Here is a 24,954-nt window from a genome sequence, read left to right as displayed (position 1 = left end):
TTGACCAGGCAAACATCCGATGTCTAGGCTCACCACCGTATCCACGGGAGGCAGCCATGAGCAAGATCGTCGCCATCGACGTCACCGACATCCGATTCCCCACGTCCACCCAGCTGGACGGGTCCGACGCGATGAACCCTGACCCTGACTACTCGGCCGCCTACCTCCGTGTCGACACCGGCGACACCGGCGACACCGGCGAGTCCGGCTACGGCTTCGTGTTCACCATTGGCCGGGGCAACGACGTGCAGGCCGGTGCGGTGCGGGCGCTGGCCGAGCGGCTGATCGGTCGCGATGTCGACGAGCTTCTCGCCGACCTGGGCGGCGTGTGGCGCGAACTCGTCTATGACTCCCAGTGGCGCTGGCTCGGCCCGGAGAAGGGTGTCGCGCACATGGCGGTCGGGGCGGTCGTCAACGCCCTGTGGGACCTGCGCGCCAAGCGCGCGGGCATGCCGCTGTGGCAGCTCCTGGGGAGCCTGAGCCCGGAAGAGATCGTCGATCTCGTCGACTTCCGGTACCTCACCGACGCACTGACCCGTGCGGAGGCACTGGAGATCCTCACAGCCGCCCAGGCCGGGCGCGCCGAGCGGGAGGCGACCCTTCTTGCCGAGGGCTACCCCGCCTACACCACCACCCCCGGCTGGCTCGGCTATTCCGACGAGAAGCTCGAGCGGCTCAGCAAGGAGGCTGTGGCGGACGGGTTCGCCCAGATCAAGCTGAAGGTCGGAGGCGACCTCGCGGACGACCGCAGACGGCTACGGATTGCACGGGACGCCGTCGGGCCGGACATCCGGATCGCGATCGATGCCAACCAGCGGTGGGATGTGGCCGAGGCGATCGGCTGGGTGAACGCGCTCGCCGAGTTCGACATCGCCTGGATCGAGGAGCCCACCAGCCCCGACGATGTGCTCGCTCACGCGGCCATCTCGCGCGGGGTGGCGCCCATCCCGGTGGCCACCGGGGAGCACGCCGCGAACCGGGTGATGTTCAAGCAGCTGCTCCAAGCTGGGGGCGTGCAGGTGGTGCAGATCGACGCTACCCGCGTGGCCGGGGTGAACGAGAACATCGCGATTCTGCTGCTCGCGGCCAAATTCGGGGTGCGGGTGTGCCCGCACGCCGGCGGGGTGGGCCTGTGCGAGGCTGTCCAGCACCTGTCGATGTTCGACTATGTGGCGGTCTCCGGCACGCGCGAGGATCGGATGATCGAGTTCGTCGATCACCTCCACGAGCACTTCCTGGATCCGGTGCGTGTGACCGGTGGGGCGTTCCAGGCGCCGAGGCTGCCCGGTGCGGGGATGCAGATGCACGAGGCCTCAGTGCGCGAGTACACCTGGCGCGGGTGAGGCGCTGCTCAGGGCAATGTTGCGGCGAGAGGAGAGGATGAGCCATGGCTGTCACCGATACCGCGATCGAGACCATCAAGGCGATGATCGTCTCCGGTGAACTCAAGCCGGGGCAGCGCCTCCCCCCGGAGAAGGAGCTCAGTGAGAGGCTCGGGCTGTCGCGGAACTCGTTGCGCGAGGCAGTCAAGTCCTTGGAGCTGATCCGGGTGCTGGACGTGCGCCGTGGTGATGGGACGTATGTGACGTCGCTCGAACCTGGGCTGTTGCTGGAGGCGATGAGCTTCGTGGTGGACCTGCACCAGGACGACTCCGTGCTGGAGATCTTCGAGGTGCGGCGGCTGTTGGAACCACACGCCGCGGCTCGGGCGGCCGTGCGCATCACCGACGATGAGCTCGCGGCGTTGCAGGCTGAGCTCGACAGTGTCACACCTGCGGCGAGTGTGGAGGATCTGGTGGCGCACGACCTGCGTTTCCACCGGGCCATCACCGAAGCCGGTGGCAATACGTACCTGGCGAGTCTGCTCGACTCCCTCACCAGTGCCACGGTGCGGGCGCGGGTGTGGCGCGGGATTACCGAGGGCGGCGTGACTGACCGCACCCTCTCCGAGCACCGGGCGATCCTGGACGCGCTACGGCGTCGGGACGATGAGATGGTGCGCGCCGCCCTCACCGTGCACATCGGGGGAGTGGAGGCATGGCTGCGACGCGCGGCCGAGGGGGACCGCGCCCAGCAACACGCCTGACCGGCGTGGTGGCCACGACTGCGTGAATCGCCTGAGTGTTCTCGGCCCCCGTCCGTGCGTGCTGAGCGCGTGCGACGGGGGCTGAGGACCATATTGAGGACCAAATCAAGGACCAACTTGGGCGCGCGAGGTATCCGTGGTCGGCGAGGTGCCGGGCAGGACCATCCGCTCCGACGAGTGTCGAGTAGTCGGCTTCAACAGGCGCATAAGGCCTGGCGACTCGAGCATTCCCCGCTGCCCCCGCGAGCTTGTCACAGGTGAGGTGCGCGCCGATGGGGGTACTGGTGTCGCCTTACTCCCGCGCCCTAGCCTGGCCACATCTTGGAATGTCGCGGCTCACCAGGTGACTATCCCGCGGGGGAGACAGCCCACGCCGTGCATCGAGGCTCAACAAGACCTGGAGGTCGGACGTGTCAAGTGTGGTTCCTTCCCGGCGCACGCCGCGGCGAGGCTCAGGGGGCATGCTGACGCGTGCCATTTCCGTCGTGGCCCTGGCCATGGCCAGTGTTGGCGTCGGCGGTGGTGCATTCGCGGCCGCCGGTGACGGATCGGTCCAGGTTCGGGTAGTCGAAGATTCCGGCGCGCATGGCTACGTCGCCATCGAGACCACCGGGCCCGACGAAGGGGCGCAGACCGCGACGAGCCGTCAGATGGCACCGCCGCTGTCCGGGGTGAGCGTCACCCTCACAGATGACGATGGCGACACGCTCTCCGCCACGACCGATGACGATGGCATCGCGACGTTCGACCTGGCCTCGGCGCCGGAGATGACCGGCGGGCAGTACCGCGTGGATGTGGCCAACCCGGACCCGGGCACCTACTTCCCGGCGTTCGCCGCCAACAATCAGGAGGTCGGCAGCGGGCACGAGCCCTTCGTCGACGCATCCGGTGGCACGCCGAGTACGGTCCCGCCGGTGATGCTCGAGGACCTGGCGAACCCGAACAACGCGAAGCTGTCCTCGAACACCGAGTTCGTCGACGTGCGCGAGGGGGCCTCCGCGTTCGTGAACACGGCCTTCTGGTACCCGCCGTACTACTGCCAGGACAACCCGGCCGTCTGCGACGCCAACCAGCCGTGGGATGCGGAGGACCCGGGTAACCAGAGCGCGCCGGATGAGGCAACTCTGCTGTCTGCGCCATACCACCTGGACCAGCCTGACAGTGGATTGGCAGAGAACCAGGAGACCGGAACGGTCTACGGCATTGCGTATGACCGCGAGAACGAGCGCATCTTCTCGGCGGCCTACGCCAAGCGCGGATCCGACTACGGTCCCGCCGGCGCAGGCGGCATCTACGTCACCGATCTCACCTCGACCAGTTATCCGCTCGAGGGCACCACGAGCGAGTGGACGACAGTGCCGAACGCAGGTGCGGACAATCACGCGATGGACGTCGACAACGACCTGGGATTCATCCCGCACGTCGGCAACGAGTCCTTGGGTGACATCGACATCACCGACGACGGGCAGTACCTCTTCGGCGTGAACCAGTTCGACCGGACCGTTTTCGTCTACGACATCGCTGCCGGCGGTGCCGCTGGGACTCCGGAGGTCTACACGATCCCGAACCCGTGCGCCGTCGAGTCCGACTGGCGCCCGATGGGGACCGGTTCGGCACGCGGTGGAAGTTACGTCGGTGGCGTGTGCAACGGCCAGAGCTCGGCCGATATGAACGACCTGTCGGCGCACGTCTTCGAGTTCGACCCGGCATCGGGCGCGTTCGGAGCCGAGGTGCTCAGTGACCCCCTGACTTACGGCCGGGGCTTCACCATCCGCCCCGTGCTGTGCGACGGCACGCTCGACGGCGAAGGCCGGTGGTTCTCGTGGACCGACACCTACCCGTGGGGTCCGAACGAGCAGCAGGCTGAAGGCTGCGACGGACCTGCCGGAGGTACCGGCTCGAACGGGACCAGCGAGGGCAACCACTGGGTGGCCCATCCGCAGCCGATGCTGAGCGACATCGTCGAGGAGACCAACGGGGATCTGGTCCTCTCCTTCCGCGACCGCCTGGCGGACCAGGGCGGTGCCGGAGCGCTCATGGAGACAGTGGAAGGCGAGCAGTTCTACAACGTGTGGGGGCCGGCCAGCGGAGGCGACCTGGTGCGTGGCTGCCGCCTCGCGGACGGCTCCTACGTGCTGGACCCGAACTACGCGGGTGAAGCCCTCGATGCGGCGGCCGTGTGCACCGACAACAATGTGGACGGTGCGGCGAACGGTGGCCAGGAGACGAGCTTCCGCGAGTACTACGTCGGCGACTGGCGCGTGAACAACAGCCACACCGAGACGTTCTTCGGAGGCATGGCACTCTCCCGCGCCGAGCCGACGCTCGTGATCTCCGGGATGGATCCGGCTGACGGCATCATGACCCAGGGAATCAGCGCGATCGACCGCAACGGTCAGCGCCCGGAGGGATCCCTCGGTGTCGTCACCGACAGCCCGTCGGACCGCTTCTCAAAGGGCGCCGGCATGGCGGATCTTGAGGTGTTGTGCGACGTGGCACCGATCCAGGTGGGCAACCGCGTCTGGAACGACGTCGACGGTAACGGTGTGCAGGATCCGGGCGAGCCAGGCATCGCCGGCGTCACGGTCAACCTGTACGACGACGCCGGAGAGGTCATCGGTACGACGATCACCAACGACACCGGTGCCTACTACTTCGACGCCACGAATGTGAACGTCGAGGACGACGACCCGGGCAACGACGGGTTGGCCCAGAGCACCGACTACACGGCGCGACTGGACAACCCGGACGACTACGACGAGGGCGGACCGCTGGCCGGCCTGAGCCCGACCATCGCCGACGCCGGCGAGGACGACGGTCACGACTCCGATGGAGCGATCCCCGACGGCGGAACCTACTCGGAGATCGACCTCACCACCGGTGGGGCCGGCGAGAACGACCACACGCTCGACTTCGGGTTCTCGGGCCCGCAGGTCTCGGTGGGCGATTTCGTCTGGGTCGACAGCGATCGGGACGGCGTGCAGGATGAGGGCGAGCCCGGGATCGAAGGGGTGACGCTCGTCATCACCGGACCCGACGGTGAGCCTGTCATCGATGTCGCCGGGAATCCGGTAGACCCGGTGACGACGGACGCCGATGGCCACTACTCCTTCGACGGCCTGCCAGTGTTGCCTCCGGGTGAGTCCTACACGGTGACCATTGACCAGGGTGCCTCGGCAGATGCGCTCGCCCCCTATGAGCCCACTGTCGAGGGCGCCGGGGACGATCCCGCCGCGGACTCCTCGACATGGACGGCTGAGTCGGGCGATCTGAGCGAGGACGGCGCTGCCGACACCACTCTCGACTTCGGCTTCGTCGAGCCCGTGGTCTCCATCGGTGACTATCTGTGGATCGATGGCGATGGCGATGGTGTGCAGGACGAGGGTGAGTCACCAGTCCCGGGTGCCACGGTGCGGCTGCTCGATGACGAGGGTGTCGAGCTGGCCACGACGACCACGGATGAGAACGGCTTCTACGCCTTCACCGATCTCCCGCCCGACACCGAGGTGACGGTGGAGTTCCCGACCACGGTGACCGTGGACGAGATCGACTACATCCTGGTTCCGCCGGGGCAGGGTGAGGACCCAGCCGCCGATTCCAACGCGGATCAAGCCTCCGGGCAGGCGCCGGTCACGACGCCGGCCGAGGGCGAGAACTCCGGTGAGCCGGGGATGGCTGACGATCCCACGATCGATGCCGGCTATGTGCCCGCCCCGGTCTCGATTGGTGACTACCTCTGGATCGACGCCGATGGTGATGGCGTGCAGGACGAGGGCGAGCTCCCCGTCGCGGACGCCACCGTCCGGCTGCTCGACGTCGACGGCAACGAGCTGGCGACCACGACGACGGATGAGAATGGCTTCTACGCCTTCACCGATCTCCCGCCGAACACTGACGTGATCGTCGAGTTCCCGACGTCGGTCACGCTCGACGGCGTGGACCACCCCCTGACCGTTCAGGGGGCGGGGGATGACCCGGCTGCCGACTCCAACGCAGATCCGGAGACCGGCAGGGCTGCGGTCACCACACCGATGCGTGGAGACAACATGGGCACCCCCGGGGAGGCTGATCTGCCGACGATCGACGCCGGATACCGGCCGAACCCCGTCTCGATCGGCCACTACGTGTGGATCGATGAGGACGGCGACGGCGTCCAGGATTCGGGAGAGTCTCCGGTTGCCGGCGTGACGGTCGACCTGCTGGACGAGTCCGGAGAGGTCATCGCGAGCACCACGACCGACGAGAACGGGTACTACGTGTTCACGGACCTGCTTCCGGACACGCAGTACGGGGTGAAGTTCCCGACCACCGTGATCGTCGACGGCGTGGAGCACACCTTGAGCACTCCAGGTCAGGGAAGCGACCGCGGTACCGACTCCAACCCGGATCAGTCGAGCGGGATCGCCTGGGTGACCACGCCGGCGACTGGCTCGAACTCGGCGGAGCCGGGCGAGGCGGATGATCCGACGATCGATGCCGGGTACACCCCGGACCCGACCGCGCCGCTCCCGAGCACCGGGTTCGACAATGTCGCGCCTATCTTGGCCAGTGCTCTGTTCCTGCTGGGTGGTGGGTTCCTGCTGGCACAGCGCGGCAGCCGCAGGGCACGTAGCACCTCGTGAACCGGCGGCAACGACCCATCGGGCGGATGGCCCGGTGGGTCGTTGTCATGGCCAGCGTGTTGCTGTCCGTGGCTGTCGTGACGGGATGTTCCGACGGCGATCCGTCCCCTTCGCAGGAGGAGGCGCCGCGTCCGCTGACGTCTGAGGAACTCGACAGACTCGCGGTCTCCCGGTTCGTCCTCTACCAGACGGAGACGGTGGAGGTGCAGGCCACGGTTTCCGGTCAGCAGCCGGTGACGTTCAACGGCTGGGTGGACGTGGCTGACGGGCTCGGGTACGGCGTTGTGGTGACACCGAACGGCGGGCAGGGCGGAGCGTTCCTCACGGCGTGGACTGACCAGGAGGTCAGCGCTCAGGACACCTCCGGCACCTCGGCACCGCTTCCGCCTCCGGAGTCTGGCTGGCAGACGATGCCGCTGGACCCGGATACGTCCACGCTGGCCGCGGCGCAGGTACTGCTGGTCAGTCTTGCCGCGGACCGGCCGGAGAACTCCCAGCTGCTGGCTCAGAACGGTGCGCAGTGGCTGGGGGCAGGAACCGTCGACGGCGTGGTGGTGGACATCATGAGCGGGCCGGTCGAACCTGGTGCCTCCGGTGGCAGCAGCAGCTTCCGCTACTGGATCGATGATGACGGCTCCCTGTTGCGCGTGGAGGCGATGCTCGACGGCGTCGCATGGAGCACGTTCGACCTCACACCTGCCCAGGGCGTGGATCTGTAGGTCGCTGCCGGCGTGCGGCGTGTGTGTTTCGCGGGATCGGCTACAGTGCTCTCACGTTGCCCAGGCGTTGGCTGCTCCCTAGAATCGGCGCGTGCGTTCCGGGACTGAGGCGTCGGCGAGCGGGACGTCGGCTGCCTTGTTCAGTGCCGCCACCGTGGCCAGGTGGCGGCGTTGATGCGATGGGGCGATGGGATGCCTGTGCCGCGGATCGTGGACGATGCCGTCGCGATATCGCGTGTGCATGACGTTCTCAACAGGTGGGCACCGCTCACCGTGGTGCAGGGCCTGCAAGGCGCCGGCAAGACGACACAAGTGGTCCTCTGGCTACGCGAGTTGTCGTCGCGTCCGTCGCTGGCGTGGATCGACGCCGGCGAGGGGCCGAGCGTGGACGACGTGATCGCGCAGCTGCCGCAGCGCCGTGCGGATGGGCGTGCCGTCGTCGTGATCGATGACGCGGATCGGCTCGCGGCCGGCGATGTGGAGCGCCTACTGACCCTGCTGTGCCGACACCACGACGTCCACGCCATCGTGATCTCGCGCGCTCCGACGTCACTGGACCGCGAAGCCGACGGCCGGGTGCAGATGGAGCGAGTGACGGCCGGCGATCTGATGCTGCGGCCCGATGAGATCGCGGATCTGGCATCACGAGTACGTGCGCCCCTCAGTGTCCACGAGTGCGATCGCCTCGCGCGTAAGCTCGGTGGCTGGGCAGCGCCGACCCGGATGGTGCTGGACGCGCACCAGGACGCCGATGGCGAACCGCCGCTCACCCGCGCCGAACGCTATGTGCAGGAGGCGGTGCTGCAGAGTCCGGCCGGCGCGGGGGAGCAGCAGGTGCTCATGGAGCTGGCGCTTGCCGACTGCCTGACACATCGCCTGATCCGGGACGTCCTGGCCGAGCGCGCGCAGGGCGCGATCGAAGCACTCGAAGCCGAGGCGTATACCCACGTGCGCTACCACGCCGACGATGTCGAGCTGAGGATCCCGCATGTCGTGCGACGGGTGCTGCGCCGCGAACTCATGGATCGGCAGCCGGATGCCGCGTGCAGGATGCATGAGCGATTGGCTGCATGGTTCGAGCGAAACCACGGCCCGGGCTACGAGCTGCACGCCTTGCGCCATGCCCATGCGGCGCAGGCGTGGACGCTTCTGGAGTCAGTCTGGAGTCGGTCCGGTGCACACCTGATGACCCGTTGGCCCGTCGAGGTTGAGCGCGTGTTGCGGGACGTACCGATCGCTCTGCTCACCCGGCGTCCGAGCATCGCCGTGCTGAGGGACGCGCTGGCCGCGGGGCGGTCTGAGCTGACGGCGATTCGCGCAGAGTACGTGCGGATGTCGTCCCAGGTCGCGCCGTCGAACATCCTGAGTATGCCGCCGGAGGACATGCTGATCGTCGGTACCGGGCGGATGATGGGACTGCGGCAACGCGGGCTGGTCAGCGAGGCAGCGGCCTGGGCCGAGCGGCTGGAAGTGACGATGGAACGCGCACCTGAGGCGCGCGGACCGGGCGCGGACGTGGTGAGTTGGTTCTACCTGCAGCGGGCTGTGATCGCGCTGCTCCAGGAGGAGCTTGGGAATGCGCTCCGGTGGCTGCAGCGTGCATGGCATGACGGAGGGGGTGACGCCGGCACTGCCGCATCGATCGCCGGCGGGCTGGCGCTGGTGAGCGCGCTGAACGGCTGGACCGAGGAGAGCCTGGCATGGCAGGCCCGCAGTCCTGCGATCGCCGGGTCCGGGCAGGAGACCGAGGTGCTGAGTCGTGCGGCCGCTCAGGTGGTGGCTGCCGATCGGGTGCAGGCAGCCGGTGCCGAGCCCCCGGATCTATCCGAGGCGCTGGGGGAGTATGGTCCGTTGGTCGTCTACGCCGCGACCCGGTGGACCCTGACCTTCGGCCCTCGTGGCCGGGTGATCGGCCTTCTTGATCGCATTCGCCAGGTGCGGGCCTCCGGGGCGCCGGCCCTTCTGGCCCGGGCCGAGGCTGAGGTGCTGATCGCCGCCGGGCGGGCTCACCAGGCACTCCGGCTGATCGAATCGACCGATCGCGAGGTACGACCGCTACTGGACGTGCCGCTGGCGTGGATCCATCTACTCTCCGGTGATCCGGCTACTGCAGGTCAGGTTGCCCTAGCCGCGACCTTCGCCGATGACAGCGCGGTGTCGGACCGCGTCGAGACGATGCTTGTGGCAGCCATCGCCATCGAGCAGTGCGGTGACCAGGCGGCGGCCGCCGATGCCTTTGACCAGGCTGTCGCGATGGCAGTGGCGTCCGGCATCTGGCGCCCCTTCACTCTGCCGGACCGGAGGCTTGTGGAGAACTGCATGCGGGGGCTCGGCCGCGAGCTGCCGCCGGAGGGAAAGGTGAGAGTGTCCGACGTCGTGCCCACCTACCCGGAGCAGGTGGCTGTCGTGACGTTGACGCCACGCGAACGGCAACTGGTCACCTTGCTTCCGCACGAGGTCTCCCGTGAGCGGATGGCCGACTCCATGTTCGTCTCGATCAACACGATCAAGAAGCAGTTGGCGACCCTGTACCGCAAGCTCGGTGTGACCAACCGTGCGGACGCGCTCACGCGCCTAGCAGCGCTCGGGATGCTGGCGGCGGGTAGCGGCGAGGCGCGGACGCGCCGTCCGCGCACGGACGTGCCTACCGCACGCGTGCGCACTTCCCACGCGCGGACCTAGATCCAGGAACCGAGCTCCTTCTACTTTTGCCTGCCTCGATCGGTGTGGAGATGGTGCCGGAGTCGCGCCGCCCGGCGTGCTGGTGGGCTGCGCCCCGCCATGGTGGATGCGGACGGCCTTGCTGTGAATGCCAGGCCCAATAGCTCACTCCTGGACGACTCTGTGCCCCGCCACATCGACAGCGAGCACCCGGCTGCCCCCGCGGCTGATCTCGAGTTCCACCCGGTCCCCTTCCGGCCCGGTGCGTTCTGCCAGCCCGAGCAGCGACGCCGGGCGATCCGTGGCGGCCGCCACCAGGTCTGCCTCCTCGAACGGCAGGTGTTCGCGCGCCCAGTCGAGGCACGCGCGCAGCGAGCGGCCGGACCCGGCCAGCAGGTCCGTACCGGCCAGAGTGAGCCGGCCGTCGTCGGAGACGGCCACCGAACCGCCGACGGGCGTGCGGTACTCACCCGGCTCGGCACCGGCGAGGGCGACCGAGTCGGAGGTGAAGACGCATCGATCGGGCGCGGTCGCACGCAGGAACACAGTGAGCACATCGGCGGGCAGGTGGTGTCCGTCGGGGATCACCATCGCCGTCAGCCGGTCCTCGGCGAGCTGTGCCCACAGGTGGTTCGGATGCCGCGGCAGCTGGGGGTAGGTGCCATTGCCGAGGTGCGTGGCGAGGCTCGCGCCGGCTGCCGCTGCCTCGTGCACCTGGTCCGGGGCCGGCGCACAGTGTCCGATGGAGACGCGCACGCCCTGTGCCGTGGCCCCGCGGATGTACTCCAGTGCGCCGTCTCGCTCGGGCGCCAGGGTGACGATACGGACAAGGCCGTCGCTGGCCTCCTGCCAGCGCTCGAGCTCGCCCAGGTCGGGGTCGCGCAGGTGGCGCACGTCATGCGCACCGCGAGGGCCGTCGTCGGGGTTCAACGCGGGCCCTTCGACGTGCACGCCCGGGATCGAGTGCGCCACGAGCGGATCCCGACGGCGTGCCTCGGCTATCGCTCGGAGCGTCGCCAGGAGCTGGGCTTCCGGGGCGGTGACGAGGGTGGGCAGGTAGGTGGTGGTGCCTTCTGCCCACAGCGCCCTGGTCAGCGCGATGACGAGGTCGGCGTCCGCGTCGGGAGCATTCAGGTCCAGGCCGCCGTAGCCGTTCACCTGCAGATCGACAAGGCCTGGGTAGCTCACCTGCCGAGTCGTGGACGCGGGGGAAGTCATGACGACGATGATGCCGTGACTGTTACTCCTTCGAGCTCGCTCGCGGCCTCTGAGTCCACGAACCAGCGTGCGCCTGGATGCTCCTGCAGGCGGCTCGCCGGGCACGCGGTCTCCACCGGGCCTGTCAGCGCTCGCGCTACGGCGTGCGCCTTCTGCCGGCCCAGCACGGTGCACACCATCGTGGCGGCCGAAGTGAGGGCCGGGACGGTCAGGGTGAGTGCGCGGGTGGGGACCTCGTCGACGGAGGTGAACAGTCCGTCGTCCACCTGCTGCTGGCGCGAGACTACATCCAGCGTGACCTCCCGCACCCAGGCGGGGTCCGCGAAGTCTGCGATCGCCGGCTCGTTGAATGCGATGTGCCCGTTGACGCCCACACCGAGGCACGTCACATCGATCGGTGCCTGAGTGATCAAGGTGCTGTAGCGGGCGATCTCGGCTGTGCTGTCGTCGGCATCGGCGCGGATGCGTTCGAAACCGGGGAGAGCGGTGAGCGGGAGGCGGTCGGCGAGCCACTGGCCGAAGGCCTGCGGTCGGTCCATGGCCAGGTCGAGGTACTCGTCCATGTGGAAGGAGGTGACCTTCGTCCAGTCGATGCGTTCGTCTCCTGAGAGCTCGGCCAGCATCGCCTCCTGGGACGGGGCGCTGGCGAAGACGACGCGGGCCGATCCACGAGCCTGGACGGCTCCGATGATCGCTTCGGCGGCGTGCTGGGCCGCTGCACGAGCGGCGTCGGCCACGGTGGCCCCCATGGTGACCCGTGTCTCCAGCTCGTCGGTGACGGGCATGTCGTTCCTTTCACTTGCAAGCGGTTGCATCACTCTAGTGTGGCGTACTTCTGTGGTCAATCGGTCCGGTCGTGCGCTGGTGTCGTCCTGCGAGGTTGAGGACGAAGGGCTAGGCCAGCCAGCGGTCGAGGTTCTCCGCGATGAACTCGTCGTCGCGCAGGTGGGGGTAGGCCGCCCAGATGCGGTCGATCTCCTCGGCCTGTCCGGGGGAGAGGCCTTCGCCCTCGTCGAGGAAGACCAGATTCTCCAGCAGGCCCTGCCGGCGCAGGATCTCGTGGATACCCGGGATGCAGCCGGCGAACCCGTTCGCGGCATCGAAGATCACCCCGTTGGCATCGGTGAGGGCGGGGTTGATCCGCAGCAACGACTCGAGTGCCTCGCCGTCGCCCTGCTTGGCGCGGCGGGCGAGGGCGAGTGTCTCGACGGCGCCGCCCACCCAGACCGCCCACTGCCCGAGCAGCCCACCGACGATCTCCATCTGCGTGGTCTCGCCGCCGGAGGTCTGGGCTGGGAAGGAGGTGAGTAGATCCATCACGATGTGATCGTCGTTCCCCGTGTACAGGGCCACCTCGTCGGCGCGGTCGGACCGGGCGACGCCCTGGATCACATCGAGCGTGGCGTACCGGTCGAACGGGGCGATCTTGATGCCGACGACATTCGGCAGCGCGGCCAGTCGCTCCCAGAAGGAGCGCGAGAGCCGCGTACCCCCGACGGCCGGCTGGAGGTAGAAGCCGATCACCGGTAGTACGGTGGCGACTGCCGCGGCGCGCTCGATCAGATCGTCCTCACTCGCCTCACCGACGCCGTAGGGCGAGAGCAGCACGAGGTCGTACCCGAGGGACGCGGCCAGCTCGGCCTCGCGCACCGCCTGCCGGATCGGGCCGGTGATGCCGGCCACGAGCAGGGGATTCTCGGCCGGGTACTCCCGGGCGACGTCGGCCGTGAGTGTGAGGACCGGCTCGAGCAGGTGCTGATGCGAATCGTGGATGGCGAACTGTGTCGAGTGCACGGCCACCGCCAGCCCGAGCGCACCGGATTCGATCTGGTAGCGACCCAGCGCTCGCTGCCTGCGTTCATCGAGCCTGCGGTCGCTCGTCAGCGCGAGCGGGTGAGCGGGGATGACACCCCCGGCCCGGAAACGGGAGACGGCGGGGGAAGCGTCGAGAGCTGCCGGCGTGGTCATCAGAACTTCCCGTCTCGTTGCTGGAACTTGGTGGGCTTGCCGAGCGTCTCGCCACCGGCGGCGACCCAGTCGGCGGTGGCCGCGATGAGCTGATCGAGGGTGAGCGCGGGGTAGCCGAACATGCCGTGGCACCGGGCGGCATTGGCAAGCAGTGCGGTGGGCGCTTCCTCACCGGTGAACTCGACCTCGCGTCCCATCCGTTCGGCGAGCTGGCTCGCCACCTGGCGGATCGAGATCGTCTCCGGTCCGGTGAGGTTGAGCACGAACGGCGGTACATCGGCGTGCAGCAGCGAGCGCAGCACCACCTCATTGGCGTAGCCCTGCCACACCACGTTGGCGAATCCGGTGGTCACGTCGACCGGCCGGCCGGCCATGATCTCGCGGGCGATGTCCACCAGCACCCCGTAGCGCATCTCGACGGCGTAGTTCAGCCTGATCAGGGAGGCGGGGGTCTGCGTGGTGCCGGCCAGGTGGGTGAGCACGCGCTCGCGGCCCAGGCAGGACATCGCATAGTCTCCGACCGGACCGAGCGGGTCGCCTTCGCGCGAGCCACCGCCGGCCACCGGAACGAGCGGATAGACATTCCCGGTGGACAGGGCCGCAATCCGGGAACCGGCGTAGCGCTGCGCGACCCGTCCCGGCAGGTAGGCGTTCGTGGCCCAGGTGGCCGCCTCTGCTCCGGTGCTGCCGAACTTCGCGCCGACGAGGAAGACGACGTTCGCCGCGTCGGGAAGGTCGTCGAGCGCACGGTCGTCGCTGAGGTCGGCGGAGACGATCTGCGCGCCGGTCCGCTCGATCGCCTCGCGGGATGCCGCGCTGCCGTATCGCGAGACGGCGTAGACCGTCGCCCCGGTTCCGGCTCGCTCGATCGCACGTACGGCCAGCGAGACCAGGCTGGGGCCGAGCTTGCCGCCCGCGCCGAGCACGACCAGGTCGCCATCGAGAGCGCGCATGTCACGAATGAGCCCGTCGCTGGGTGCCGCGAGGGCCTCCTCGAGCTCGTGCAGAGTCTTCATCACAGGTTCCAGTCCGTTGGGAGCGAGTGCCGCGCTGTGCCGCAGCCGTGGTCGCGGCTGTGCCCCGGCATCGTGGGCACTCGCGACCGCTGTGGCCATAGCGGCTACGGTACGGATCTGCGCCCCAGAATGCAACCGATTGCAGGCAGGGTGTGAGAACCTGGGTGGAACCAGACGAATGGAGGATGTTGTGGGCGAGTCCCTGCGCGTAGGTGTCGTCGGAGCGGGAGCGAACACCCGGCGCCATCACCTACCCAAGCTGCAGGCCATCGACGGTGTCGAGGTGGTCGCCGTCGCCAACCGGAGCCGGGAATCGGGAAGCCGGGTGGCTGAGGAGTTCGGGATTCCCGTGGTGCATGACCACTGGCAGGACCTCGTCGGCAATGCTGACGTGGACGCCGTCGTGATCGGGACCTGGCCGAACATGCACGAACCTGTCACTGTGGCCGCACTGCAGGCAGGCCACCACGTGCTGTGCGAGGCACGGATGGCGCGCGACCTGGCCGAGGCTCGACGCATGCTCGCTACCGCGCGCACGCACCCGAAGCAAACGGTGCAACTGGTCCCGGCGCCGTTCACGCTGCCCCACGACGACGCCATCTCCCGCCTGATCGGCGAGGGAGCGATCGGGGAGCTGGTCGGCGTGGACGTGACGATGCGGACCGGGTACGCGGACCGCCAGGCGCCGCGCAGTTGGCGTCAGGACGTCGATCTCAGTGGCTTCAACGTGATGGCCCTGGGGATCTGGTACGAGCAGGTGATGCGCTGGGTCGGGGAAGCAACGCGCGTCTCAGCCCTGGCGCGCACGGTGGTGCCGGTGCGGTCGGACGGCGCCGGAGGGACCGTCGCCGTCGACGTGCCGGACCACGTGGATCTGATCGCAGCGCTGGCCGGGGGTGGCCAACTGCGGATGACGATCAGTCAGGTAAGTCAGTCGAGCGGGAATGGTGTGCAGATTCTCGGGACCGACGGCACGCTAACTTTCGTCGACGGGGAGTTGAGCCTGCAGCGGCGGGACGCCGAACCGGAGACAGTTCCGCCTGACGCCTCGGCCGGATGGCGGGTCGAGGAGGAGTTCGTGGCGGCGATTCGCGGCACCGAGCAGGTGCGCAGGACGACCTTCGAGGACGGCGTGCGCTACATGGGATTTACCGAAGCCGTGCACCGGAGTGCGCGTGAGCACCGGCAGGTCTCGTTGAGCGAGTTGTAGCCTGACTGCGGATGCTTGAACTAGTCGGGAGAACCACTCCAACCCCAGTATGAGAAGTTTTAAAAGATTTAAAACTTCTCATAGGCGCTGTAGGATGCTGGCCGTGAACCCGTTCACCCCAGGATTCGGCGTTACGCCACCGTTGCTCGTCGGTCGCGAGCACGAGATCGACGATTTTCGCGTGGCGTTGCAGGAGGGTATCGGCGCGATCGAGCGGATCACGTTGGTGACCGGACTGCGTGGCACAGGCAAGACGGTCATGCTCAATGCCTACGAAGATGTGGCGAAGAGCGAAGGGTGGGTGGTGCTGTCGGAAACCGCAGGCAGAGGAGTCCTGAACCGCCTCACACATACGGCGGTACCTGAGGCACTGCGGATGCTGGAGCCGAACCAGACCCAGTCGAGGATCACTGGCCTTTCGGTAGGCGGCGGATTCGGCGCACAGCGGCAGGTCAAGGAGTTGAACGAGCCCGAACCGAACTTCCGGTCTCGGATGAATCAGTTGCTCGACGCGATGAGCCCTGAGACCGGCGTGCTCATCACGATCGACGAGATCCACCGTGACGACGACATCGAACTTCTCGGCTCGACTCTGCAGCACTTGCGCCGGGAAGGGCGGCATGTCGCATTTGTAGCGGCCGGGCTGCCGTCAATGGTCCAAGACCTGCTCGCATCAACGCATGCCTCGACCTTCCTGCGTCGCGCGGACCGACGCCACCTGGGCTCCGTCAGCGAAGACGACGTGCGCCAGGCGCTTCGCGTGCCGATCTCCCACGGAGACCGCACGATAAGTGATCACGCCTTGAGCGCCGCTGTCGCGGGCACTCAAGGCTATCCCTTCATGATCCAGCTTGTGGGACAGCAGGCCTGGCGGGCGGCTCATGGTGAGCACGAGATCTCGAGCGACCATGTTGAGCGAGGGGTTGCGCAGGCTCAACGCAAGATCGGGCAACTGGTGCATGCGCCAGCGATGGCGGATCTTTCTCCCACGGACCGCTCATTCCTCATCGCGATGGCAGACGATGCGCAAGGCCCCAGCCGCATGGCGGACATCGCTGCACGGCTAGGCGTGAACAGCAGTTATGCCGGTCAGTACCGCATGCGTCTCATCGACGCCGAGGTCATCGAGCCCGCCGGGTACGGCAAGGTCGAGTTCACCATCCCGTACTTGCGCCAGTACCTCCGCGAACATGCGACTGCAGATCTTCGCCACTTCTGAGCCGCCACGACGACGACCCCGCTGTACGCGACTCGGGAGCCCGCCCCCCGATGTAACCCCCGGGCGCCTCTCACGCGTATGGGCCCGGCCCAACGACACGAACTCCTCAAGATCGACTAACTACTAGCACCGCCTCGCTGCCCCGGCCGCATGAGATACCGCGGCTAGCGCCGCAGCGGCTCAGGTGATCAAGTCCGTGATGTCCATCGGGTACCAGTGCTTGGGGTTCTTCTTGCACTCGGCGGCGGGCTCCCGCCGGTCGATGATCCGCTTGCGTCGACCGTTGATGACCTCGTCATGCCATTCGACCGGCTTGTCGTAGAACCGCAGCTGTCCGTTGCAGATGATGCAGTTTCCTGAGAACCGCACCAACGCGAGCCGCTTGCGGGAGCGCTTGTCGGTGACGCCCGCGAGTGCCGGGAGGGTGCTCAGGCGAGGTGGCTGGAACGTCTGATTCCTTACGTGACGCAGGCCCGCGAACACGGCCACCAGTGCGACGATGCACACGAAGAGTGCGAGCAACCAGTAAGTTTGGCTATCGCCCGGTGCAGGTGGCAGAAGGTCGCGTCCTTCCCTGAGGCCGTTGACCACCTGGATGAGCGGCGTGAGCGATCTCCACCCGGTCGAGAACGTGACGATGGTGATGACAGCCGCGGTCGTGGCGAGGGCGCCCTGCGTTGGCAGGTTCATGACGACGCGGGCGCTGTAGGGCTGGACTGGGTTCTCCGGGGCTCCGGGATTCACGACGATTGTGCCGTTGTTGCCGCCGTTGAAGATGCCTCCGACGCTTCCGCCGGTGACCTGATTGTGCTGGGTCTGCTGCTTCTCGGACATCCCATTCTCCTTGTGACGCTTGACAGGACACATACGAGCAGATCAGAAGCCACCGACAGCGGCCCTCGAAGCCGGACGACCTTCGAGGACGGCGTGCGCTACATGCGCTTCACCGAGGCCGTGCACCGGAGCGCACGTGAGCACCGGCAGGTCTCGTTGAGTGAGTTGTGACGTGACTGTGGTGACAGGCTCCGCCACGTCGCCACGGTGAGGGCCATCTCATCGCGCTACAGGCTCATCACCACACGCAGCGCGGCGTCGACCGCACGCAACTCATCGAAGCCCAGGTGCCCGATCCGGTCGCCGAGCCGGCTCGGATCGACTGCGCTCGCCTGTTCGGCGAGGACGCGAGTTTCGATGCCGTCGATCCCAACGCTCGGGCGGAATGTGGCAGGGCGCGCCGACGTCGACGTGGGAGCGACCAGCCAGGTCGACAGGAGATGCAGATCATCGGACTGCACAACGACTGCGTAGCGAGATCCCTGCTGTTCGTGACCCCCGGTGCCGCGGGGCGCGCGCAGACGGTAGACATCACCACGCACGCAGAGACTCCATGTCGCGCAAAACCTGCGCGGCCTCAGCACGGTCATCGGGATCCGCAGCCAGAGCCTCAGCTTCGGCCTGTAGCCGGGACTTCGCATGCTTGGCAGCCGCCTCGACCAAGGCATCGCGCACCGCCCGCGACACGGGAGTTCCATCGGAGGTCAACTCATCGAGTGCGAGCCGAGCCTCATCATCGGGACGGAATGTGATCGTTGCGGCCATAGCTCGAGTGTCTCACGGAGCGTAAGACACCGCGAGAGAGGTCCTCGCTATGTCGCCGCCGTCACACCTTCCCCGTCGTCCCCCGTGGCGCGTACACCCCGGACAACTTCTGATTCCCGGGCGCACCACCGGCGCTCACCTCGCTGAGCATGGTGACCGCGCGGGCGCCCAGTTCTTCGAACGGAGCTGTCACGGTGCTCAGCTGCGGTGTCAGCGTGCGCGCGAGGAGCACGTCGTCGCAGCCGATGATGCTGCGATCGTCCGGGACGGACAGGCCCTGCTCGTCGAGCCCGCCGACCACACCGCAGGCGAGGTAGTCGTCGAAGGCCATGATCGCCGTCGCCCCGCTCGCAGCGATGGCCTCCGCTGCGTGCCAGCCGGCTTCGTAGGTGGCTTCGACGGGTCCCAGCTCGACGAGCTCGACATCGGCTGAGGTGTGCTGCGCCCAGGAGCGGACGGCGTTCGTACGTTGGCTTGCCGCCCATGATCCTGCGGGTCCGCGCAGCAGCAGGATTCTGCGGTGGCCGAGCTCGACCAGGTGGTCACCCGCTTCCCGCAGAGCGGCGGAGTTGTCACAGGTCACCGACGGGATGCCGCGAACTGACCGGTTGACCAGCACCGTCGGCGTCGATCCGACGGCTGCCTGCAGGTCCTTGGTGGCCAGGCGCGGTGAGGCGACGATGAGGCCGTCGACCTGGGCACTGAGCCTTTTGAGCTGGTCGGCGGCCTTCTGGCCGCCGGACTCGGCGTCGAGCAGCATCACCGACGTATCCGACTCGCTCGCCGCGCGCTCGACCGCGCGGACCAGGGGCGGGAAGAACGGGTTGGTGATGTCCAGCACCACTAGGCCGATCAGTCCGGTGCGTCCGGTGGCGAGCCCGCGGGCGGCGCGGTTGAGCTCGTATCCCTGAGCTTGCGCGGTAGCGAGGATGCGCTCGCGGACCTTCGCGTTCACCATGTCCGGCCGGGAGAAGGCACGCGAAACGGTCGATGCCGAGATGTCCAGCTCTCGCGCGATCGAGTAGATGGTCGCCTTCACGCGTGCGCCCCCTGTCCGTCGTCGGTTCATCGGCACGATACTCCCCGCAAGGTTAGTTCAGATGGTCGGTGAGCCAGGAAGCGCAGGCGGCGAACACGTGGTCGGGAAGCGGGTGGCCCGTGTTGTGCATCAGCACATCGAATCCCGAATCGGGCCAGTGTTGCTGCGCACGCTGGGCGATGTCGGCGTTGTGCGACCCGTCCGACGCCCCACCGCCGGCATACAGGATGGGGCGAGGGGAGATGAGTCCGGTGAGTTCGTCCAGGTCGCGGTGTCGTGGCACCTGATCGCCCAGATACCACGGGTCCTGCCAGTTCGAGTGCGCGAAGCCCACACCTGGTTCGTGCACCACGGCGGCGCGAATCCGTGGATCGAGGGCGGCGAGGAACAGCGCGTGCTTGCCGCCGAGGGAGTGGCCGAAGGTGCCGATTCGATCGGCGTCGACCCCAGGGGTTTCGGTGAGTGCATCGATGGCGAGCAGCAGATCGGCGACGCTGCGGCCCAGGCCGGTGACGCCCGGATGCTGCGCGGCGTGCGCCGCGGCCGGTGGACCATATCGCGCGGATAACTCGGTGGGGCCCTCGCGCTCGGCGAGCAACTCCGCCCACCACGGCACAGCGAGCACACCGAGGCCGCGCGCGGCCAGGCGCAGCGCATAGTCCCGGCCCGGCCCCGGGCGGCCCGCCGGATAGAGCGGGCTCGGCCGTCCCAGCAGGGTATCCGTGTCGTAGAACGGCACCACCACGACGGCGGAAGGTGAGGTGGCATCCGGCGTGAGCAGCACCGCCGTCACGTCTGTTCCGAAACTTCGCAGGTGCAGCGGGCGCTGCACGCTGCCGTGGGGGCCGGGCTCCGTTTCGCCGAGCCGCCACGATCCGTCGACGGCGCGGCGTGCACCGATCAGGTCGATCCAGCTGGTTCGGTCGATCCGGTCGGTGGGACCGGCGGCGTGACCAGTCTCGTGTCCGGAGGTGCTCACCGGACCCGTTCCAGGTCGAAGTCCACGGTGAACAAGTAGTTCCAGGGCCAGCGCACGTCGCGTACCCGCCACCCGTCGAGTGCGTCGATGCCAGATGCCCAGTCGTTGAGTTCGTCCTCGACGCGCCGCTCCAACTCGGGGATCTCCTCCAGCGGCGGATCCGTCAGCCCCCGCTGCATGAATTCGTGCTGCAGTCGTGGGCGCAGCACCGGCAGATAGTGGCCGTCCTTGATGATCTTGTTCGCCAGGAACTGCTCGCGCTCACGGGATGCGTCGTCGGAGTCATCGATGATCGCGCTGACTGCGGCGGCGAGCGCGGTCCCCAGGGTGTTGCCGGCCGTGTTCCACCCGCCGTAGGAGACCAGGCGCGGAAACAGATTCGCGGCGTCTAGGGCATCGACCAGCAGCGGGTCCGAACCGTTCGCATAGCGCACGTCGGCGAGCGCGACGCGGCGACCCTCGGAGAGCAGGGCCCCGACCTCGGCGACGAGCTCCTCACGCTCTGCTGCCGTGCTCGGTTCTGGCACCTCGCCGGTCCAGTCCCCGGGCGTCGTGGATGGTGGATGGACAACGAGCACGACATCCGCATCGGCTGGATCGTCCACACGGGCAGCTCCGAGCGCGCGAATCTGGTTGCCGATGCCGTCGGCGAGCGGGCGGTCCTCATACGGTGCCGTACGGTCGAGACCACCCGGTTCCGGGCACCGCACGCAGATCCGTGGCGTCACCGCCTTTGCTTCGGCCGCGACCCGTGCCGTCAGCACGCTCGGCACCTCGTCGGCCCCGGGGTAGAACAGGGCGCGCGTGCCGAGGCGGTCGTTCCATCGGTCCAGGGCGCGGCGGTCCGATGCGGGAAGTCCCCGGGGCGCGGTGTCGTCGGACGTGATCGCGAGCGTAGACACTGTGCCGTCGGCGAGCAGGGACAGGGCTGTGAGGTTGATGGTGTGGTTGCGCAGGCGCCGCTGAACCTGATCTGCCACCGCGTCGGTTGGCACGGCCTCCCGGGCAGCACTCACCTGGTCGGCGTTGGCTTCGCCGTGTTCGATGTTGTCCCAGGCCTGGGACAGCTCGAACAAACGTCGACCATGTGTCGCCCAGTACTCGGGCTCTTGCCGGCTGCGCGTGTTGTTGTCGTAGTGGGGCAGGCGGGTGACCACCTGGTAGGCCGTGATCGGGGAGGTGAGTCCCCGGAGCACCTCCAGCCGCGGGAGTGCATCGAGGATTCCGTCCGGCGTGTTCCGGGACGGGATGAGTCCGCCGTGCACCAGGAGGTCGAGCGAGAGGACGAAGGCATCGACGTCCTGGTCGACCTCACGGAGCCAGACGGCAAGCCCGGCCGTATTCGCGCCTTCACGAAAGCGCGGCATCAGGTGGCGCGGAGGCAAGAGAACGTCGACTCCGCAGCACCGGCCGATCCACTCGGCGTAGCCGGCCGTGTTCGGACGCTCGTCGGGTGGGAGGAGGGCGATGCGCATGGATCTCCTTGTCGTCTCGTCAGCCCCGCGACCGCGGCGTGGGCAGCAAACCAGGTCGGTTCATCCCCAGAACTGGTATCGGCTGCTACTTCGCGCTGGGGGTTGTGCCCGACTGATGAACCACGGTAGCGTCACACAGCAATGCGATGCAACCGATTGCACTTGTCATACGCGGCAACTCCGCGTCGTCCAATCTGCAGTGAAGGAGATTGAGATGGGACACTCCACGAATCCACGCCGCGCCGTGAGCACGGCAGCGCTGGTCGGGCTGGCAGCAACGATGCTGATGCCGGTGGCGGCTGTCGCGACGCCGCCCACGAACGAATCCGGGATCGCACAGGAGACCAGCCGTGTCGAGGAAGACCTCGGCCCCACGATGACCGGCTACGGCTCCGCTTCGGTTGGCTATACGACCGATCCCGACGGCCGCAACATCGGACTGTTCGTCTCCACGGGGTCACCATCGGCGTTCAGCGCGGTCGATATCGAGACAGGCGAGCGCCTGCTGGAGTACGACATCGACGGCTTCGGCGTGCAGATATGGGAGTTCGTCACGGCACCGGACGGCGACGTCTACTTCGGCGCCACCAAGACTGGTGAGGTCTTTCAGTACGACGTCGAGAACAACGAGCTCAACGTAATCGCCGTCGAACCGTTCGGACAGACCCACTTCTTCGGCGCTGCGGCAGGAAGCGACGGCCGCATCTACTTCGGCACCTACCGCGACGGAAAGGTGATCTCCTATGAGCCGTCGGCGGATGAGTGGCGTGACTACGGCTCCGTGCTCGACGGGGCAATGTACGTGCGAAGCATCGACGTCGACGATGAGTACATCTACGCGGGCACGGGGACGACTGTCGGTGTGGTGCAGATCGACATCGAGACCGGCGCGATGAGCGAGATCGAATTGCCCACTGCGGCCCAGGATGAGCAGTTCGTCCAGGACCTCAGCGTGCGTGGGGACTACGTATTCGCCCGGATGAGCGACGCGGTGTTGCACGTGTACTCGCTCGCACAGGAGGCCTGGATCGAGGAGATCCCGCGGGCAGCTGGTCAGGACCTCTCACCCGTGGTGACGACGATCGACTCGGGTGTGGAGCGCCGCGAAGCGCTGATCCCGATGCAGCTCTCCGACGGCCTCGCCTTTGATATCGACACAGGTGAGACGCGTGAGATCTCGTTCGGCCACCGGGGGCAGAAGCGCAGCTTCGGTCTGCTGGAACTCTCGGCGGAGGGATTCCCCGGTGAGACCCTCGTCACCGCGACCGATGAGGGGACGTTCTACGCCTGGAACCCCGAGACAGGGGCCACGTCAACCTTTGAACCGGACGTGGCGCCGTCGCGATACCTGATCCGTTCGCTTGGTGTGGGCCCGCAAGGTGACATCTGGACCGGCGGCTACGCGAGCCCTCCAGGTCTCGCGCGCACAGATGCTGACACGGGGGAGAGCATCGTGTACCCGACGCGCACCGGGCAGCCCGAGGAGATCGTCGCGCACGGCGACTACCTTGTCGCCGGGATGTACACGCGGGCGAGGCTTCATGCCTACGACACGACCCAGAGCTGGTCGTGGGGCTCGAACCCGAGAACCGATATCCGGCTCGGGGAGGAACAGGACCGGCCACTCGCGCTCGCATCGGCCGGTGACGTCGTCGCGGTCGGCACGATGCCGACGTACGGCACGTTGGGGGGCGCACTGTCTCTCTTCGACCCCGAATCTGGTGATGTCGACGTCTTCCGCAACGTGGTGAACGACCAGACCGTGCTCTCACTGGCCTACCGGGGCGGGCTGATATACGGCGGCACCGGCATCTGGGGTGGCATCGGCGTGGAGCCGAGCACCACAGAAGGACACCTCTTCGTCTTCGATCCGGCGACGTCAGAGGTTGTGTATTCCGGTGTCCCTGTCCCCGGTGCCGAAAACGTCTCGGCGCTCACCTTCGACAATGACGGCAACCTCTGGGGCTTCACGGCCAACGAGCTGTTCAAGTTCGACCCGACCACCCGTGAGGTGGTGTTGACCGAGCGCTACTTCGACTTCGATGACAGCTCGATCTATGCGACGGGTCGCGAGTTGTTCTGGCACGAGGGAAAACTCGTCGGTTCCTCCAACAACCAGCTCTTCGAGATCGACCCTGAGACGCTGGAGATGACTGTTCTGTTCGACGATGCGTACGGCCTGGCCATTGACCGCAACGGTTCCTACTACTACGCCCGCCAGGCGAACCTCTATCGCTGGGTGGAGCCCGAGTTGGTGTGCAGCCAGACACTCACGGACACGGTCAATGGCGGACTCACGGTTGCGGCAGGTGACGTGGCCTGCCTTGAGGGTGCGCGTGTGAACGGCGGGATCACGGTGGGAGTAGGCGGAGCGTTGCTGGTCGATGATTCCTCAATCCGTGGGGGAGTGAGCACCACCGATGCGCGGAGCGTGCAGATCCGGGACTCGGAGATTCGCGGTGCAGTCACGGTGACCGGAACTCAGGACGAGACCGTTCTCTCAGGCAACACGGTGCGTGGATCTCTCGAGTGCTCCGAGAACTCCTCCCAACCTCACCACGAGGGGAGCCTGAACACTGTCACCGGGTCTGCCGGCGGCCAGTGCGCAGTCCTGGTACCGGTCGAGGACGATTCGCCGAATCTTCTCGTCAATGCCGGCTTCGAAGAAGGCGCGGACGTGACCGATATCCCCGGCTGGTCGCTGCGTTGGCCCGCATCAGCGCATTACGTCTCGTTGACGGACGAACGCTCCAGCGATGGCATTCGGAGCCTGCACGTCCGGGACACCTCGACCTCAGGCGGCGGAGGGTTGGTATCCGACTCAGTTCCCGTGGAGGCAGGTGCCACCTATGAGTTCAGCTTCGATCAGTACCGGATCGACGGCCGACTGGCTCCGACGATCTTCTTTGACGACGCCGACGGCGACGTGGTCGATCAGTCGTACGAGCTCGTCGAGCCCACTCTCGACACCTGGGAACGGACCGACCTTCGCTTTGAGGTGCCAGAAGGCGCCGTCGCGGCGCGAGTGATGATCTACAGCTCCAGCGGGATCGTCGGCGAGTCCTTCGTCGACAACGTCTACTTCGGCGTCCCTGGCGGGTTGGGAGATGGGTGAATCCGCCCCAGAGATCCGCAGCTTCGCT

18 protein-coding genes are annotated in these 24,954 nt (G+C 67.3%); 8 read left to right on the top strand and 10 right to left on the bottom strand.

The window, feature by feature from the left end; genetic code table 11:
* Positions 1–56 precede the first annotated feature (56 nt).
* From FV560_RS08695 to FV560_RS08675, 5 genes are all read left to right on the top strand, one after another.
* Positions 57–1,343, top strand: coding sequence for an enolase C-terminal domain-like protein (locus FV560_RS08695; RefSeq protein ID WP_159621118.1), 1,287 nt, complete (start codon positions 57–59; stop codon positions 1,341–1,343).
* A 44-nt stretch (positions 1,344–1,387) separates the two neighbouring features.
* Complete coding sequence (locus FV560_RS08690; RefSeq protein WP_159621117.1) at positions 1,388–2,086, top strand: FadR/GntR family transcriptional regulator; 699 nt, start codon at positions 1,388–1,390, stop codon at positions 2,084–2,086.
* Positions 2,087–2,547: 461 nt separating this feature from the next.
* Positions 2,548–6,708, top strand: coding sequence for an SdrD B-like domain-containing protein (locus FV560_RS08685; RefSeq protein ID WP_159621116.1), 4,161 nt, complete (start codon positions 2,548–2,550; stop codon positions 6,706–6,708).
* A gap of 47 nt (positions 6,709–6,755) precedes the next feature.
* A complete protein-coding gene (locus FV560_RS08680) occupies positions 6,756–7,427 on the top strand; it encodes a hypothetical protein (protein WP_159621115.1) in 672 nt (223 codons plus the stop codon).
* 162 nt (positions 7,428–7,589) lie between these two features.
* Positions 7,590–10,109: a LuxR C-terminal-related transcriptional regulator gene (locus FV560_RS08675; protein ID WP_159621114.1), complete on the top strand. Its 2,520-nt coding sequence runs from the start codon at positions 7,590–7,592 to the stop codon at positions 10,107–10,109.
* Positions 10,110–10,253: 144 nt separating this feature from the next.
* Here the strand turns inward: FV560_RS08675 and FV560_RS08670 are convergent, their stop codons facing one another.
* From FV560_RS08670 to FV560_RS08655, 4 genes are all read right to left on the bottom strand, one after another.
* On the bottom strand, positions 10,254–11,306 hold the full coding sequence (locus FV560_RS08670) for an N-acetylglucosamine-6-phosphate deacetylase (protein ID WP_159621113.1): 1,053 nt from the start codon (positions 11,304–11,306) through the stop codon (positions 10,254–10,256).
* A complete protein-coding gene (locus FV560_RS08665; RefSeq protein WP_200837584.1) occupies positions 11,303–12,091 on the bottom strand; it encodes a 6-phosphogluconolactonase in 789 nt (262 codons plus the stop codon). The genes FV560_RS08670 and FV560_RS08665 overlap by 4 nt, the downstream gene beginning before the upstream one ends.
* 109 nt (positions 12,092–12,200) lie before the next feature.
* Entirely contained in the window at positions 12,201–13,274 is a 1,074-nt protein-coding gene (locus tag FV560_RS08660) for a dihydrodipicolinate synthase family protein (protein WP_159621112.1), read from the bottom strand.
* Positions 13,274–14,389 carry an NAD-dependent epimerase/dehydratase family protein gene (locus FV560_RS08655; RefSeq protein ID WP_235020013.1) on the bottom strand — a complete coding sequence of 372 codons (1,116 nt, stop codon included), beginning with the start codon at positions 14,387–14,389 and terminating at the stop codon, positions 13,274–13,276. The genes FV560_RS08660 and FV560_RS08655 overlap by 1 nt, the downstream gene beginning before the upstream one ends.
* 91 nt (positions 14,390–14,480) lie before the next feature.
* Between FV560_RS08655 and FV560_RS08650 the strand changes: the two genes are divergently transcribed.
* Positions 14,481–15,500, top strand: coding sequence for a Gfo/Idh/MocA family protein (locus FV560_RS08650; RefSeq protein ID WP_159621111.1), 1,020 nt, complete (start codon positions 14,481–14,483; stop codon positions 15,498–15,500).
* A 103-nt stretch (positions 15,501–15,603) separates the two neighbouring features.
* Positions 15,604–16,719 (top strand): ATP-binding protein, encoded by a 1,116-nt coding sequence (locus tag FV560_RS08645; protein ID WP_235020012.1) that lies wholly within the window; start codon positions 15,604–15,606, stop codon positions 16,717–16,719.
* Positions 16,720–16,899: 180 nt separating this feature from the next.
* On the opposite strand, the gene FV560_RS08640 is transcribed toward FV560_RS08645, so the two are convergent.
* The 6 genes from FV560_RS08640 to FV560_RS08615 form a co-directional block, all read right to left on the bottom strand.
* Positions 16,900–17,553 (bottom strand): hypothetical protein, encoded by a 654-nt coding sequence (locus FV560_RS08640; RefSeq protein ID WP_159621109.1) that lies wholly within the window; start codon positions 17,551–17,553, stop codon positions 16,900–16,902.
* 227 nt (positions 17,554–17,780) lie between these two features.
* On the bottom strand, positions 17,781–18,143 hold the full coding sequence (locus FV560_RS08635) for a type II toxin-antitoxin system PemK/MazF family toxin (protein ID WP_235020011.1): 363 nt from the start codon (positions 18,141–18,143) through the stop codon (positions 17,781–17,783).
* A complete protein-coding gene (locus FV560_RS08630; RefSeq protein ID WP_159621107.1) occupies positions 18,085–18,318 on the bottom strand; it encodes a hypothetical protein in 234 nt (77 codons plus the stop codon). Before FV560_RS08630 ends, FV560_RS08635 begins: the two co-directional genes overlap by 59 nt.
* A 61-nt stretch (positions 18,319–18,379) precedes the next feature.
* Entirely contained in the window at positions 18,380–19,357 is a 978-nt protein-coding gene (locus FV560_RS08625) for a LacI family DNA-binding transcriptional regulator (RefSeq protein WP_159621106.1), read from the bottom strand.
* A 52-nt stretch (positions 19,358–19,409) separates the two neighbouring features.
* Complete coding sequence (locus FV560_RS08620; RefSeq protein WP_235020010.1) at positions 19,410–20,336, bottom strand: dienelactone hydrolase family protein; 927 nt, start codon at positions 20,334–20,336, stop codon at positions 19,410–19,412.
* On the bottom strand, positions 20,333–21,811 hold the full coding sequence (locus FV560_RS08615) for a DUF4127 family protein (protein ID WP_159621105.1): 1,479 nt from the start codon (positions 21,809–21,811) through the stop codon (positions 20,333–20,335). Before FV560_RS08615 ends, FV560_RS08620 begins: the two co-directional genes overlap by 4 nt.
* Positions 21,812–22,025: 214 nt before the next feature.
* On the opposite strand from FV560_RS08615, the gene FV560_RS08610 reads away from it, so the two are divergent.
* Positions 22,026–24,926 (top strand): carbohydrate binding domain-containing protein, encoded by a 2,901-nt coding sequence (locus FV560_RS08610; protein WP_159621104.1) that lies wholly within the window; start codon positions 22,026–22,028, stop codon positions 24,924–24,926.
* Positions 24,927–24,954: the final 28 nt, after the last annotated feature.

The organism is Ruania rhizosphaerae (assembly GCF_009805705.1).
GTDB lineage: Bacteria > Actinomycetota > Actinomycetes > Actinomycetales > Beutenbergiaceae > Ruania > Ruania rhizosphaerae.
The sequence above is the reverse complement of the archived record's forward strand: the minus strand, read 5'-3'. Positions and strand labels throughout refer to the sequence as shown.